The organism is Tsukamurella spumae, from assembly GCF_012396015.1.
GTDB lineage: Bacteria > Actinomycetota > Actinomycetes > Mycobacteriales > Mycobacteriaceae > Tsukamurella > Tsukamurella spumae.
The window spans coordinates 24,424-38,792 of sequence record NZ_JAAXOQ010000017.1; the positions used below are offsets into that span (position 1 = coordinate 24,424).

Sequence of the window (14,369 nt, forward strand, 5' to 3'; positions counted from 1 at the left end):
ACGTTAACTTGCCCGTATCCTGAGCGGGTGACCTGGCTCTCGATTGACGATCCCGAAGGCCCCGGCGCCGCTGCGCGCGCGACCCTCGTCCTCGCCCACGGGGCCGGCGGCAACCGCGATCAGGCCATGCTGCGGCTGCTCGGCGTGGAGCTCGCGCAGCGCGGCGTCCGCACGGTCCGCATCGACCTCCCGTTCCGCAGGCAGCGCCCGAAGGGGCCGCCGTCACCGTCGGGCCAGGCGGCGGACCGCGCCTCCTTCGCGGAGACCGTACGGCTCCTCGACGTCGACGGTCCGCTGCTCTGGGGCGGGCACAGCTACGGCGGGCGGATGGCGTCGATGGCCGTCGGCGAGCCCGCCGACGGTGCCGAACTCCCCGACGGCCTGGTGCTGCTGTCCTATCCGCTGCACCCGCCGGGCCGCCCGGAGAAGGCGCGCACTGCGCACCTACCGGGCATCGAGATCCCGACGGTGCTCGTGCACGGCAAGCGCGATCCCTTCGCCTCTCCGGCGGAGCTGGCCGAAGCCGCGGAGCTCATCACCGGTCCGACCACGATCGTGGAAGTCGCTGCGGCGCACGACCTGGCGCCCGCGAAGTCCGGCGCCCCGGCGCGGGCCGCCGACGCGGTGATCGCGCTACTCGACGCCCTGTAGCACCGGCACCCGCCGCAGCACGCGGACCACGGGAAGGGCGTGCGCGGCGGCGAACGCAGCTGCGGAATCGCCGTCGCGCACATCGCCGTTCGCGTCTACCAGGCGGCACATCATGACGACCGGTGCGCTGCCCGCCGCCCTAGCCAGGTCCACGGCGCGTTCCCAGACCCGTTGTTGCGCCTCGTATCCGCCGTCGCTGCACCGAACCGGAATCACGTGGCCGGGTCGCACGAGATCGTCGGCGACGGTGCGCGGGTCGGCCAGCACGCGCATGGTGCGCGCCCGATCCCGGGCGGAGATCCCCGTCCCCACCCCGACCGCGTCGACCGCGACGGTGAAGGGCAGTCCGCTGTTCTCCGATGCCAGGACGCACTGGTCGGGAATCCGCAAGGCGTCCAGGAGCGCTGAGGGTGCCGCCGCATGCAGCATCCCGGACGAGTGGCGCACGGCGAAGGCGACCGTTGCCCCGGAGGCGGCGGCCGCGGGCAGCGCGAGCACGGCGCCCTCGTCGTCGACCAGGATCACGAAGGCGCCCGCGGCGAAGGCGGCGCGCGCCGCGTCATCGTCGGCGTCCTCGCCGGGGTGCGCGGATTGCGGTGTGGACAGGGGGATCACGTGGTCTTCCGTTTCGTTATCAGGTGTCGAGCCCGGCGAGCAGCGCGCGCCGACTGGCGCGAACGTGCTCGCGCATCACGTGCTCCGCGCTGTCCCCGTCCTTCGCGGTGATCAGCTCGAGCACATGGTGATGCTCGCGTCCGGACTGGTGCGGCCGGCCCGGCTGGCTCAGTGACGTGGTCACCAACCGCGAGTAGGCCAGCTGGTTCATCAGGGTGCGGTAGTGCGCCTCCAGCTTGCGGTTGTCCGCTCCCACGATGATGAGGTCGTGGAACTCCTCGACCAGCTCGGCGTAGCGCTCGCGATCATCGCTCGCCACCGCGAGATCCGCCTGCCGCAGGTTCTCCTCGAGCCGGTCCAGTTCCGGGACCCGGCCCCGCTGCGCCATGAGTCTGGCGGCGGCGCCCTCCAACAGCTCCTTCATCACGAACAGCTCCGTGATCTCGCGGCGCGACGGGGCGGTGACGAAAGTTCCCACCCTGGGCCGGATCTCGACGAGACCTTCGGTCTGCAACTGTTTGAAGGTCTCTCGCACCGGTGTGCGCGAGACGCCGAACTCCTCGGCGAGAGCGATCTCGGACAGGTTGACGCCGGGTGCGACCTCACCGTCGATGATCCGCCGGCGAACCTCGGTGATCAGTCGTCCCTGAATCGACCCCGATCCGTTCTTCTCCGCCACAGCGCTGCTCCTGCCTCGTCCACCTGCGCGCCGCCGACGCACAGCGTCACTGTGCGAGGGATTCGAGCGCGCTCCCGTCGAAGAACATACCTGCGCTATAGACCATGGGAGCGATGTCGGTGACCGTCGCGTGCACGACGCGGCAGATGAAAATCGTGTGCGTGCTGGCGTGCAGGCGTTCCCGGATCCGCGTCTCCATCTGCGCCGCGCTGCGGGCGAGCAGCGGGCTGCCGTGCGGGCCCGGCTCCCAATCGACGCCGGCGAACTTGTCGTCGGACTTCGTCGCGAACCGGGTGACCACGTCGAGCTGAGCGGTCGAGAGGATGTTGATCGCCAGGTGGTCGGTGCGGAAGAGGCAATCGTGCGTCGAGGAGGTGTGCTGCACGGCGACCATCACGGTGGGCGGGTCGAGGGAGATGCTGGAGAACGCGTTCACGGCGAGGCCGCGCGGTACTCCGTCGTCGATGGCCGTCACGACGGTGACGCCGCTGATGAATCGGCGGTTCACCTGCTTCATCATGTCCAGGTCGGGCGTGTGCACTGCGGTGCTCCTCGGTGTCGTCGTTGTGCTCATCAGTCCTGCCCTACCGTGATCACTCCGAGCGCGGTGAGCAGCGCGCGCGGATCCCAGGTGACCGATTCCTCGACGATCCGTCCGTCATCGAACCGGGCGAAGGTCGCACCGTTGACGGCCACCGCCCTGCGCGTGGCGGGAATGCCGAGGAAGGGCTCGGTGTGCGCGCCGGTGCTGTGCCACCGGATCGCGGCGCTCGATCCCTCGACGATGATCTCGTCGATGACCGTCTCGAGGTCCGGGAAGGCGGTGCGAGTGGCGACGATCGATGCCTTGAACTCGTCGCGACTGCGGACCTCGCCGCCGCTCTCGATGCGCCGGTAGTCGTCGCTGAGCAGATCGTCGAGTGCGTCGACCTCGCCGCGATCCCACGCCGCCTCCCACGCCCGCCGGATGCGTTCCTCTGCCGGCGGCTCGGCCGTGGTGCCGGCGGGCCGGGTCTCCACCGCGGCGATGGCCGCCGGCGCTCCGTCCGCTGTGCGGTGCCACAGGGGCGCAAGCCGATAGGTCGCCAGGAAGACGATGCCCGCAACGATGAAGCCCACGAAGTAGCTCAGGTCTCCCCATCCGGGGTGCGCCTTCGCCACCGGTCCCACGTAGAAGGAGAGGTTCCAGAACACCGACGAGACCGCCGCGCCGACCAGCCACGCCACGAAGCCCCATTCGAGGATGCGGCGCGAGTCGAAGAGCGCGGCGACCCCGGCGCGGCTGTGGCGCTTGTTCAGCACGTAGTCGAGCAGGAGCACGGCGCCGAACGGAGCGATCAGGTAGGCGCTGATGAAGAGGAAGGTCTTGAACTTCGCCTCGAAGTTCTCGTCCGCCCACAGGTTGACCAGGTAGGCCGCGATGCAGATCAGCACGACGGCGGAGCGGCGGCTGATCGGGATGCGCAGCGTCTGAATCGAGATGGCGCCGCCGTACACGTTGAGGAAGTTCTGCGAGAACGACGAGATCAGCACGATCAGCAGCGCCGGCACATGGAACGGGCCGGTCAGGCGATCGAGAGCCTCGATCGGAGACTCACCGGTCGCCGCGGAGCTTCCGAGCAGGGCGCCCGCGATGCCCAGCCAGGACAGGGCGATGAAATTGCCCGCGAAGGTCCACATCCCGGTGGCCCGGTTGACCGAGTCCTCGTCGGGCAGGTACCGCGAGTAGTCCGATGCGAAGGGCCACCACGCGATCAGGAACGAGAGGAAGAAGCCGGCGAACGTGATCCAGCCGCCCCACCCGCCGATCCATCCCGAGGCCTGCGTGTTGGTGGCGAATCCCCCGGTCCATCCCCGGCTCACCGACACGATGGTGATCATCAGGAAGCCGAAGAACAACACCACGGCGAGGATGCGTTCGAGGAAGTGGATCATGTTGTACCCGAACACCGCGACCACCAGCTGCAGGCTGACGATCACCAGGGTGCCGAGCCAGTAGGGGATTCCCGGCACGAGTTTCTGGAGGGCATGCCCGCCGAGGATCACCGTGACTGCGGCCCAGCCGATTCCGGCGAACACATTGATGTAGGCCACCGGAATGAAGTTCCCGAAGAAGCCGAGCGGGCCGCGCGCTTGAATCTGCTGCGGGACCCCGAGCCGACCGCCCATCCGGGACAGAACACCCATCACCACCGCGCCCACGAGCGAGCCGCACAGGATCGCGGTGACCGCCGAGGTGAGCGACAAGCCGAAGCCCGTCGCCGCGAAGCCGAGCACCATGATCGGGAAGTTCATCCCCGCGGCGAACCACACGAAGAACTGTGAAACAGGTCTTCCGTGGCGTTCGGCCGCGGGTATCTCGTCGATGCCGTAGGGCTCCACCGCTGCGATCTTGTCGCGGTACTGCAGGTCGGGGGTTTCTGTGGCCGGGGATGCCACGCGCTGACTCTCTTGCATGCAACAGAACGTAACCCCGGTCACACCGCATGTCAACGGTCAATCTTTCGCGCGCACACCACCTCTCCCCGTGCGACCGCTTCCCAAAATCTCGCACACCCTCGCTGTCCTGCATATTCCAGGCGATCATGCGGCGCGAATCGGCCGGCGCGCCATGAGCCACGACCGCTCCTATTCCACACACCCTTGACCGCGCAGCGTCGAGGCACTAGCGTCTGTTGCATGCAAGAAAGAGACTCGCCGGCTGACATCGGCCTGCGCAAGGTCGTGACCTACCGCGAAGAGGTGATCACCGAAGCAGGAGCCGCTCCGGCGCGCCCCGCCCACCAGGCCAGCGTCGCAGTGGTGCTGGCCAATCCGTGGATCGGCACGGGGCCGGCACAGGACCTCTCGGCCGAGGTTCAGCGGATCGCCCCGAAGGTGGCACGACTGGTCAGCGATCGACTCATCGCGGCGTTGGGATCGGTCGAGGCGATCGAGGCGTTCGGCAAAGCCGCGATCATCGGCCACAACGGCGAACTCGAGCACGGCAGCGCGCTGATCCACACACCGTACTTCGGAAATCTGTTGCGAGAGTTCGTCGCGGGTGAGTCGATCATCTGCTTCACCGATGCCCGCGCCGATGCCGGAACCACCGTGTCGGTACCCCTGTGGCACAAGCTGCACGCCGCCACGCGGAGCCACTACCAGTCCGTCACCGCCCGCGTGGCCGATGCACCGGGCCCCGATGAGATCGTGGTGATCGCGGCCGCATCGACCGGGCCACGACCCCATCCGCGAATCGGCGACCGCGCCACCGATCCCACTGTCACCGCCCAGAATCAGGAGAGCATCTCGTCATGAAGCTTCGCAAGATCGTCACCGTCGTCGAGGAGATCCGCACGGAAGGCGGGCGCACCGTCGAGCCCGCCGCCCGTGTCGCCGTCGTGGCAGCCGTCATCGAGAACCCCTGGGCGAAAATGAGCTTCGTTGAGGACCTGGCGCCGGGAATCGCGGCGAACGCCTCGGATCTGGGCGCCCTGCTGGCGCCGCGGGTACTCGCAGCGCTGGACGCCCCCGCCGAGGCGTACGGCAAAGCCGCGATCGTGGGCCTGGCCGGCGAGATCGAGCACGGCTCGGCGCTGATCCACACCCTTGCGTTCGGCGACCACTTCCGAGTCGCGGCGAACGCGACCACGCTGCTGCCCGCCGTCGAGAAGCGAGCGCCTGCGGGCGTCGTCTTCGACATCCCGCTCAAGCACATCACCGATGCGACGATCCGTTCGCATCATCAGAGCCTTGAGGTGCGGATCGCCGACGCGCCGCACCCGGACGAGATCGTCATCGCGCTCGCCGCCGCCGCCCAGGGGCGGCCGCAGCAGCGACTCGCCCCGCTGAGCACCGAGCAGTAGTCCGGTGGCGACGCCGACGCTCGTGCTCCTCCACGGTGTGGGGCTCGATCACACCGTGTGGGAGCCGGTGATAGCACTGCTGGGCGATCGCTTCCGCATCGTCGCGCCGGATCTGCCGGGGCACGGCGACGGTGCCACGGTGCCGGAGGGTGTCACCCTGGCGGATCTGGCGGAGACCGTCGCCGCGCGGGTTCCTCCCGGCTCGCACGTCGTGGGATTCTCGCTGGGCGCGTTGATCGCCCAGTACCTCGCCGTGCGCCGTCGTCCCCTGGTGGCGTCGTTGACCTCGGTGAGTTCGGTGTGCCGGCGCACCGAGGGCGAGCGCGCGGCGGTACTCGGCCGGCTCGCCACCGCGGAATCGGACCCGACCGCCGGCACGGCGGCCTCGCTCGAGCGTTGGTACCGGGGCACCGACGTGCCGCAGAGCCTGATCGAGGCGACGCGAAACGTCCTCGAGAACAACGACCCGGTGAGCTTCGTGCGCTGTTACCGGGTGTTCGCGACCGGCGACGCCGATGTCGGTCCGCTGCTCGGCGAGATCGCCGTCCCGGCGCTCGCCATCACCGGCGAACTCGATCCCGGCTCCACGCCGGAGATGACCTACCGTCTCGCCGAAGCCATCCCCGGCTGCAGCCCGGTGGTCGTTCCGGGCGCACGCCACATGCTGCCGGTGCAGAATCCCACGGCCCTCGTCGGCGCCTTGACCGACTTTCTCGGAAGGAACTTCCATGTCTGAGCTCCGCCGGCTCGACCACTTCATCGGTGGCGAGTACCTGGCCCCGCAGTCGGGCGCGTATTTCACCAGCACCAACCCCGCCACCGGTGCCGCCCTGTATGAGGCGGCGCGCGGTGACGCTGGAGACGTGGACGCGGCCGTGCGTTCGGCCCGCACCGCATTCGAGGACCCGCGGTGGCGCTCGTTGAGCCGTACCCGGCGCGGGCACCTGCTCCGCCGACTCGGCGATCTGGTCGCCGAGAACGCCGAGGAGCTCGCCCGCTCGGAGAGCCTGGACAACGGCAAGCTGTTGCGCGAGATGCGCGGCCAGCTCACGACGCTGCCCGAGTACTACTACTATTACGCCGGCCTCGCCGACAAGATCGAAGGCGCGGTGGTACCGGCCTCCGATACTCGCGTGCTCAACTACACCATGCGCGAACCGCTCGGCGTGGTCGGAGCGATCACCCCGTGGAACTCGCCGCTGACGCTGACCACCAGCAAGCTCGCGCCGGCGTTGTGCGCCGGAAACACCGTGGTGATCAAGCCCTCCGAGCACACCTCGGCCACCGTGCTGCGCCTCGCGGAGCTCGTGATCGAGGCCGGGTTCCCCGCAGGTGCGGTGAACGTGGTCACCGGATTCGGCGGCGAGGCGGGGCAGGCCCTCGTCGATCACCGCGACCTGGCGAAGATCTCGTTCACCGGGAGCACCGCCACGGGCTCACGCATCGCGGCCGCAGCGGCGGGCCGATTCATCGGCTCCACACTGGAACTCGGCGGCAAGTCGCCCAACATCGTCTTCGACGACGCCGACGTGGCCAACGCCGCCACGGGGGTGGTCGCCGGAATCTTCGCCGCCGCCGGCCAGACGTGCATCGCCGGTAGCCGCGTGTTCGCGCAGCGGGGCGTCTACGACGAGCTGCTCGAGCGCGTGAGCGAGCGCGCACGCAGCATTCGGATGGGCGATCCCCTCGCCGACGACACCGAGATCGGTCCCCTCGCCTTCGAGGCCCAGCGCGACAAGGTGGCCTCGTACGTCGATCTCGGCCGCAGCGAGGGGGCCCGGGTCCTGGTCGGCGGGCAGGCATCCGACGGTGGCCTCGGCGGCTACTTCTACGAGCCGACCGTGCTGGTGGACGTCAACAACGACATGCGGGTGGTGCGCGAGGAGATCTTCGGTCCCGTCGCCGCCATCATGGCCTTCGACACCGAGGACGAGGTGCTGGCGCTGGCCAACGACACCGACTACGGCCTCGCCGCCGGCGTGTGGACCACGAACCTCGCACGCGCGCATCGCATGGCGAGCCGGCTCGAGGCGGGCACGGTGTGGGTGAACACCTATCGCGCGATGTCCCCGATGTCGCCGCGGCAGGGCTTCAAGAGCAGCGGCGTGGGCGTGGAGCACGGCACGGAGACCATCAAGGAGTACACGCGCCTCAAGAGCGTCTGGATCAATACCGACGAGGGGCCCGTCCCGGACCCGTTCGTGATGCGCGGCTGACGCCGGCACATCACCCGACACCGGACGGCGCCGCGCCGCCCGCACGACACACCGAAGGAGCAGTCATGAGGTTCTCCCTCTTCGTCCACATGGAACGCTGGGACGAATCCACCACCCACCGCGAGCAGTTCGAGAACCTTGCGGAGCTGACGCTGATGGCCGAGGCCGGTGGCTTCGGCACGGTGTGGGTGGGCGAGCACCACGCCATGGAGTACACCATCTCGCCGAGCCCGCTGCCGGTGCTGGCCTACCTCGCGGCCAAGACCAGCACGATCCGCTTGGGTGCCGGGACGCTGGTCGCGCCGTTCTGGAATCCGATCCGGGCCGCAGGCGAGACCGCGCTGCTCGACGTGATCTCCAACGGCCGCATGGAGGTCGGGCTCGCGCGGGGCGCCTACCAGATCGAGTTCGACCGGCTCGTTCCCGGGCTGCAGGCCACCGACGGCGGCAAGCACCTGCGGGAGCTCGTGCCGGCCGTCCGCAAGCTCTGGCAGGGCGACTACGCGCACGACGGTGAGATCTGGCGCTTCCCCACCTCCACGAGCGTTCCCAAGCCGGTCCAGCAGCCGACGCCGCCGATGTGGGTCGCCGCTCGCGACCCCGCGTCGCACGACTTCGCCGTGGAGCAGGGCTGCAACGTGATGGTCACCCCGTTGATGAAGGGCGACGAAGAGGTCGTCGACCTCAAGCGCAAGTTCGATACCGCGGTGAGCAATCACCCGGAGATCACCACCCGCCCCGAGATCATGGTGCTACGCCACACCCACGTGCACGATGCCGACGATCCCGAGGGCTGGCGTCCCGCCGCAGAGGCCATCTCGAAGTTCTACCGCACGTTCGACGCCTGGTTCGGCAACAAGACCACGCCCGTCAACGGCTTCCTGGATCCCAGCCCCGAGTCGAAGTTCGCCGAGCGCCCCGAGTTCGCACTCGATTCGCTGCACCGCACCGCGATGATCGGCACTCCGGCCGAGGTGATCGCGCGGCTGCGCGAGTACGAGGCGCTGGGCATCGACGAGTTCAGCTTCTGGATCGACAACAGCATGACGCACGAGGCCAAGCGGGATTCCCTGCGCCGCTTCATCGACGAGGTGGTCCCGCAGTTCGCTCAGGCGAAGGCGTAGTCGGCGAGCGGGAAGCTCCGCGCGTCCCGTCGGGCACCGATCACCGAACTGGGGCGCAGGAGCGTCGCCTCGCCGTGCGGGTCGAAGTAGTAACTCCGGCTCCCCTCGCAGGATCCGAGTTGGAACACCGAGCGCCGAAGGCGCGCCGACATCGTCTCCAGGAAGCGGTCATTGGCCGCTTCGCTGATCTCGACGGTGCGCGCGCCTCGGCGCTCGAACTCGTCCAGCACGCGCCGCAGGTGGACCATCTGCGATTCGATGGTCCAGAAGTAGCTCAACCCGGTGTACGAGTAGGGGCTGTGCAAGCTGAAGAAGTTCGGGAACTTCGGCACCGCCATGCCCTCGTAGGCCTGGAACCGTCCCTCGCGCCAGAACTCACCGAGGTTGCGACCGTCGCGGCCCGTCACGTCGATCGCGGGGAAGTTCTTCTCCCACAATGAGAACCCGGTGGCCAGCACCAGCACATCCAGCTCGTGGACGGTACCGTCGGCCATCTCGATGCCGTGCGGCAGCACCCGTGCAATCGACGAGGCCTCGAGCGTGACGTTCCGCCGGGAGAAGGTCGGGAAGTACGTGTTGGAGAAGGTGGGCCGCTTGCAGCCGAAGGAGTACGACGGGGTGAGCGCCGCGCGGGTCGCCGCGTTGCGGACCTGAACGAACATGTGCGCCTTGGCCAGCATCGCAGCGACGTCGTTGAACCGGTGGCCGTACCGGTAGTTGAGGACGCCGACGGTGTTGAGCGCCTCCAGCGCCGTCGAGTTCGCCAGGCGCGCAGCACGTTGCGTGAGCGGAAGCCGCCGGAACAGCGTCTTGACGGGGCCGGGGACCGGGAAGTCGACCTTCGGCACCACCCAGATCGGCGTGCGTTGGAACACGGTCAGGTGTCCCGCGACCTTCGCGAGCTCGGGCACCAACTGCACGCCGGTCGCGCCGGTGCCGATCACCCCGATCCGGCGTCCGTCGAGCGAGAGATCGTCGTCCCATTGCGCGCTGTGCACGATCGTTCCCGCGAAGTCCTCGATCCCGTCGATCTCGGGCAGCTTGGGCTGGCTGAGGAAGCCCGTCGCCGTGATCAGGACACGCGCACGGAGCTTCTCCTCCAGTCCGCCGTCGCGGACCACGGTGACCTCCCACAGCGCCGCGTCCTCGTCCCATCGGGCGCCGCGCACGTCGACGCCGAAGCGCATCAACTCGCGCAGTCCGTACTTGTCGGCCACGTGGTTCGCGTACGCCTTCAGCTCCCCGCCGGGGGCGTACAGCCGCGACCAGTTCGGATTCGGCTCGAAGGAGTACGAGTAGGTGACCGAGGCGATGTCCACGGCCAGTCCCGGGTAGTGGTTGACGTGCCACGTTCCGCCGAGGTCGGTTTCGCGCTCGAGGATCACGATGTCCCGGGTTCCGCGACGGACCAGCTCGATCGCCGCGCCCATGCCGCCGAAGCCCGCCCCGACGATGATCACCTCGTGTGCCATGCCCGTGTCCTTCCGATGGCGCGACGTCGCCGTCCCCCGAATCTACACCGGTGTAGGACGGGGCTCGTCGGCTCGGCCGGTAATCTGGAGCGATGAGCCTGACCCCCCGATCGACGCGAAGTCAGATCGTCACCGTCGCCGAGGTGATCGACGAGACCGCGCTCGCGAAGTCCTTCGTCTTCGACACCGAGTGGGACTACCGGCCGGGGCAGTTCGTGACGGTCCGCGTCCCGTCGGAGCGGACGGGGTCCGTCGCCCGGTCCTACTCGCTGTACACCTCCCCGTTCGATGCCGGCCGGCCCGGCGTAACGGTCAAGCGCACCGTCGACGGGTACGCCTCGAACTGGCTGTGCGACAACCTGACCGTGGGCTCCGAGCTGGAGGTCCTGCCACCGTCGGGCGTGTTCGTGCCCGAGAGCCTCGACGTTCCCCTCCTGCTGCTCGCCGCGGGCAGCGGCATCACCCCGATCATGTCGATCCTGTCCGCCGCACTGACCGCCGGGACGCAGCCGATCACGCTGCTGTACGCCAACGCCGACCCGGCGGCCACGATCTTCCGCGCCGAGATCGCCCGCCTCGAGGCCGAGCACGAACGGCTCACCGTCATCTGGTGGATGGAGTCCGAGCGCGGGATCCCCGATGCCGACATGCTGGCCGCGCTGCTCACGCCGTACCACTCGCGCAACACCTATCTGTGCGGTCGCGACGAGTTCATGGCCGCGTGCAAGGAGGCGTGCCGGGTCATCGGTACCCCGCGCGGGCAGGTGCACCAGGAGATCTACGCCTCCCTCACCGGTGACGCCTTCGCCGACATCGTGCCCCACGAGGTGGCGGCCACGGCGGATTCCCCCCAGGTCACCGTCCACAATCTGGGCGCGACCTTCACCGTGCCGTGGCCGGAGGGCGAGTCGCTGGTCGACGTGCTCATCAGCAACGGCCACGACGTGCCCTACTCGTGCCAATCGGGCGAGTGCGCGACCTGCCTGTGCAAGCTGACCAAGGGCACCGTCGCCATGGCGGTGACCGATGGACTGGACCCCGACGACGCGGAGGACGGCTACATTCTGGGGTGCCAGGCGAAGCCCACGTCGCCCGAGTTGGAGGTCGAGTACTGATGCGCATCCGCGGAGCCGTGCTGGAGGAGATCGGGCGCGCGCGTCCGTACGCCGAGTCGACGCCGATCTCGGTCGGCGAGCTGGAGCTCGCGCCGCCCGGTCCGGGTGAGCTGCTGGTGCGCATCGAGGCCGCGGGGCTGTGCCACTCCGATCTATCGGTGGTCGACGGCAACCGCGTCCGGCCCGTGCCGATGCTGCTGGGCCACGAGGCGGCGGGGATCGTCGAATCCCTCGGCCCCGGAGCCGCGCCCGAGGGCCTCGCCGTGGGCGACCGCGTCGTGATGGCCTTCCTCCCCCGCTGCGGCGAGTGCGCCAATTGCCGTACCGACGGCCAACTCCCGTGCACACCGGGCAGTGTCGCCAACAATGCCGGCGAGCTGCTGGGCGGTGGCCGGCGCCTGTCCCGCGAGGGCGCCGAGGTCCACCACCACCTGGGCGTCTCCGGCTTCGCCACGCACGCCGTGGTCGACGCGCGCTCCGTGACCCGCGTGGACGCCGATGTCCCGCCGGAGATCGCCGCGGTCCTCGGCTGCGCCGTGCTCACCGGCGGCGGCGCGGTCCTCAATGCCGGAATGCCCACGGGCGGTGCCGATGTCATCGTGATCGGCCTGGGCGGGGTCGGGATGGCCGCCGTCCTCACCGCGCTGTCCCTGAAGTCCGACGGTGCCGTCGGCCGCGTGATCGGCGTCGACGCGCAGCCCGCCAAGCTCGACGCGGTGCGCGCCCTCGGAGCCGATCTCGCCTACGCCCCTGAGGAATTGGCCGCCGCGGGCGTACGCGCTCCGGTCGTCATCGAGGCCGCCGGACACCCGAGGGCCTTCGAATCCGCCGTCGCCGCGACGGCGGTCGGCGGGCGAACGGTCACCGTCGGGCTGCCCAATCCCGCTGCGCGGTCCGAGATCAGCCCCCTCGTGCTGACCGCGGAGGCCCGCACGATCATCGGCAGTTACCTCGGGTCCGCCGTGCCGCAGCGCGACATCCCGCGGTACGTCGAGCTGTGGCGCGCCGGCAAGCTCCCGGTGGAGAAGCTCATCAGCGGCGTCATCACCCTGGAGCAGATCAACGAGGGCATGGACTCCCTGGCCGACGGTGCCGCCGTCCGCCAGGTGATCCGGTTCTGACCTATGCGCCAGGTGGCGGCTTCGGCACCGGCCGGTTCGGCGGAGAAACGCGGGTGTCGAACTTCGTACTGGCCAGGCGACGCTCGGCGGTGGTGACGAGGTCGAGGATGTCGCGGGCAAGGTAGCCGGTGGTTCCGCGATCGAGGCTCTCGCGGCGGAGAACACCCGCGTCGGCGAGCTCCTCCAACGCCGGCCGAGCCGCCGCGAAGGTGATACCCAGCGCACGTTCCACGGCACGCCCGGTGAGCACCGGCGTCTCCGGCAGCAGCGCGAGAATACGGGCGACCGCGGAGTTCGCCCGCGGCTCTCCGCGGATCCCCTGGGCAGTGCGGTGCTCGACCACGCGGGTGCGCCAGTCCGCGTCGAGTTCCGCGACCTCGTGCGCGATCCGAGTCGCCTGCTCGACGGCGAGGCCCGCCACCTCGACGAACAATTCGAGCCAGGTGATCTGCCCCGCAACAGCTTTCTCCGCAGTGGGCGGACCGTCGTACCGGTAGCTCGTCAACCCCGACACATAGCGATCCCGGAAGGTGGCCAGCACCAGGCTGATCGGGAGCACCGCCTCCGGAGACAGACCGCCCCGTGCCAACACGGTATGGATCAAGGCTCGGCCGACCCGGCCGTTACCGTCCGTGAACGGATGGATCGTCTCGAACTGCGCGTGCACCAATCCCGCCTGGATAAGAACGCCGTTCCCCGCACCGCTGACGTAGCCGACCAGATCGTCCACCAGCCCTCGAACGAGCTCAGGCGGGGGCGGAACGAAGTCCGCATCCAGCGGATTCCAGTTCGATCCACCGATCCAGTTCTGGACGGTGCGGAGGCCCTGGTACCGCTCGTCAGGCAGCAGCGCGGCGTGCATGGCCTCGATGTCGGCGACGCACACACTGTCGCAGGCCACGAGGTCACGGGACGCGCGCCCCAGGATCACGATGTTGTTCGCGACCAACTGTGCCTGCTCGCTCACGCCGCGAACGTTCTCGCGCAGAGCGAGTTCTGCGATCGCGACCTGCTGCGACGACGGTGCGACCCCCTCGATCATCGAGCTCGAGATCGCCTCCGACCTTGTCAATAACCGTGAGATCGCCGACAGTCCACCCGCGCCCGCGAGCTCGCCGAGACCACGAATCGACCGCTCCACCTCGGCCGCCCGGCCCGCGAGGTCCTGCGGAATGGACATCGGACGGCCGCTCAGCGGGTCGGGTACGTACGCCCTGTACCGGCCTCCCCGACGCGTGCGCCGACTCGTGCCGGCGTTCGGATCCGGCTCCCAGTAGCGCTCGACCCATTCAGCCATCTGCACCTAACATTGAACGCAGGAGCAATCCATTCAATGATAGATCGATAAAGTATAATACTGTCCGATTCTGTTCAAGAATATTGAGGCAAGACGCCGACCGGATGCGGACCAACGACGACCGACCCGCTCGCCGACAGTGCCGGCGTCCGCCAAGTGATCCGGTTCCGACCTCACGCAGAACGACGACACCCCAGCGAGGCGCGGCCCGGCGCTCGACATATCAACCAT

The 14,369-nt window shown here is 69.0% G+C and carries 14 protein-coding genes; 8 read left to right on the top strand and 6 right to left on the bottom strand.

Translation table 11 applies throughout. From position 1 onward, the window contains the following. Nucleotides 1–27 precede the first annotated feature (27 nt). Nucleotides 28–651 (top strand): alpha/beta hydrolase family protein, encoded by a 624-nt coding sequence (locus tag HF999_RS13370; protein ID WP_168546353.1) that lies wholly within the window; start codon nucleotides 28–30, stop codon nucleotides 649–651. Here the strand turns inward: HF999_RS13370 and HF999_RS13375 are convergent. Genes HF999_RS13375 through HF999_RS13395 form a run of 4 tightly spaced genes read right to left on the bottom strand, consistent with a single transcriptional unit; the run spans nucleotide 634 to nucleotide 4,384 of the window. Further along, the gene (locus HF999_RS13375) at nucleotides 634–1,266 is read right to left on the bottom strand and encodes a 3,4-dihydroxy-2-butanone-4-phosphate synthase (RefSeq protein WP_312854139.1); all 633 of its coding nucleotides are present in this window, start codon (nucleotides 1,264–1,266) and stop codon (nucleotides 634–636) included. The two genes, HF999_RS13370 and HF999_RS13375, sit on opposite strands and share 18 nt — an antisense overlap. 19 nt (nucleotides 1,267–1,285) lie before the next feature. After that, nucleotides 1,286–1,945: a GntR family transcriptional regulator gene (locus HF999_RS13380; RefSeq protein ID WP_168546354.1), complete on the bottom strand. Its 660-nt coding sequence runs from the start codon at nucleotides 1,943–1,945 to the stop codon at nucleotides 1,286–1,288. Nucleotides 1,946–1,991: 46 nt separating this feature from the next. Next, nucleotides 1,992–2,486 (bottom strand): flavin reductase family protein, encoded by a 495-nt coding sequence (locus HF999_RS13385; RefSeq protein ID WP_312854140.1) that lies wholly within the window; start codon nucleotides 2,484–2,486, stop codon nucleotides 1,992–1,994. Nucleotides 2,487–2,518: 32 nt separating this feature from the next. Next, nucleotides 2,519–4,384, bottom strand: coding sequence for a cytosine permease (locus HF999_RS13395; RefSeq protein ID WP_312854141.1), 1,866 nt, complete (start codon nucleotides 4,382–4,384; stop codon nucleotides 2,519–2,521). A gap of 204 nt (nucleotides 4,385–4,588) precedes the next feature. Between HF999_RS13395 and HF999_RS13400 the strand changes: the two genes are divergently transcribed. From HF999_RS13400 to HF999_RS13420, 5 genes are all read left to right on the top strand, one after another. After that, nucleotides 4,589–5,245 (top strand): amino acid synthesis family protein, encoded by a 657-nt coding sequence (locus tag HF999_RS13400; RefSeq protein WP_246207791.1) that lies wholly within the window; start codon nucleotides 4,589–4,591, stop codon nucleotides 5,243–5,245. Continuing rightward, complete coding sequence (locus tag HF999_RS13405; protein WP_168546356.1) at nucleotides 5,242–5,793, top strand: amino acid synthesis family protein; 552 nt, start codon at nucleotides 5,242–5,244, stop codon at nucleotides 5,791–5,793. The genes HF999_RS13400 and HF999_RS13405 overlap by 4 nt, the downstream gene beginning before the upstream one ends. Nucleotides 5,794–5,797: 4 nt before the next feature. Then, a complete protein-coding gene (locus tag HF999_RS13410) occupies nucleotides 5,798–6,529 on the top strand; it encodes an alpha/beta fold hydrolase (RefSeq protein ID WP_168546357.1) in 732 nt (243 codons plus the stop codon). Then, entirely contained in the window at nucleotides 6,522–8,009 is a 1,488-nt protein-coding gene (locus HF999_RS13415) for an aldehyde dehydrogenase (protein ID WP_168546358.1), read from the top strand. The genes HF999_RS13410 and HF999_RS13415 overlap by 8 nt, the downstream gene beginning before the upstream one ends. A 65-nt stretch (nucleotides 8,010–8,074) precedes the next feature. Beyond that, nucleotides 8,075–9,133 (top strand): LLM class flavin-dependent oxidoreductase, encoded by a 1,059-nt coding sequence (locus HF999_RS13420; protein WP_168546359.1) that lies wholly within the window; start codon nucleotides 8,075–8,077, stop codon nucleotides 9,131–9,133. On the opposite strand, the gene HF999_RS13425 is transcribed toward HF999_RS13420, so the two are convergent. Further along, nucleotides 9,118–10,605: a flavin-containing monooxygenase gene (locus HF999_RS13425; RefSeq protein WP_168546360.1), complete on the bottom strand. Its 1,488-nt coding sequence runs from the start codon at nucleotides 10,603–10,605 to the stop codon at nucleotides 9,118–9,120. The genes HF999_RS13420 and HF999_RS13425 overlap by 16 nt on opposite strands. A 92-nt stretch (nucleotides 10,606–10,697) precedes the next feature. Between HF999_RS13425 and HF999_RS13430 the strand changes: the two genes are divergently transcribed. After that, nucleotides 10,698–11,720: a ferredoxin--NADP reductase gene (locus HF999_RS13430; RefSeq protein ID WP_168546361.1), complete on the top strand. Its 1,023-nt coding sequence runs from the start codon at nucleotides 10,698–10,700 to the stop codon at nucleotides 11,718–11,720. Further along, nucleotides 11,720–12,841, top strand: a complete 1,122-nt coding sequence (locus HF999_RS13435; protein ID WP_168546362.1) for an alcohol dehydrogenase catalytic domain-containing protein — start codon at nucleotides 11,720–11,722, stop codon at nucleotides 12,839–12,841. The genes HF999_RS13430 and HF999_RS13435 overlap by 1 nt, the downstream gene beginning before the upstream one ends. A gap of 1 nt (nucleotide 12,842) precedes the next feature. Here the strand turns inward: HF999_RS13435 and HF999_RS13440 are convergent, their stop codons facing one another. Beyond that, nucleotides 12,843–14,021 carry a Fic family protein gene (locus HF999_RS13440; RefSeq protein WP_246207794.1) on the bottom strand — a complete coding sequence of 393 codons (1,179 nt, stop codon included), beginning with the start codon at nucleotides 14,019–14,021 and terminating at the stop codon, nucleotides 12,843–12,845. Nucleotides 14,022–14,369: the final 348 nt, after the last annotated feature.

Coding starts and splice junctions, on each gene's coding strand:
- HF999_RS13405 (WP_168546356.1), top strand. CDS start 5,242: ATGAAGCTTCGCAAGATCGTCACCGTCGTCGAGGAGATCCGCACGGAA.
- HF999_RS13415 (WP_168546358.1), top strand. CDS start 6,522: ATGTCTGAGCTCCGCCGGCTCGACCACTTCATCGGTGGCGAGTACCTG.
- HF999_RS13420 (WP_168546359.1), top strand. CDS start 8,075: ATGAGGTTCTCCCTCTTCGTCCACATGGAACGCTGGGACGAATCCACC.
- HF999_RS13425 (WP_168546360.1), bottom strand. CDS start 10,605: ATGGCACACGAGGTGATCATCGTCGGGGCGGGCTTCGGCGGCATGGGC.
- HF999_RS13430 (WP_168546361.1), top strand. CDS start 10,698: ATGAGCCTGACCCCCCGATCGACGCGAAGTCAGATCGTCACCGTCGCC.
- HF999_RS13435 (WP_168546362.1), top strand. CDS start 11,720: ATGCGCATCCGCGGAGCCGTGCTGGAGGAGATCGGGCGCGCGCGTCCG.
- HF999_RS13440 (WP_246207794.1), bottom strand. CDS start 14,021: ATGTCCATTCCGCAGGACCTCGCGGGCCGGGCGGCCGAGGTGGAGCGG.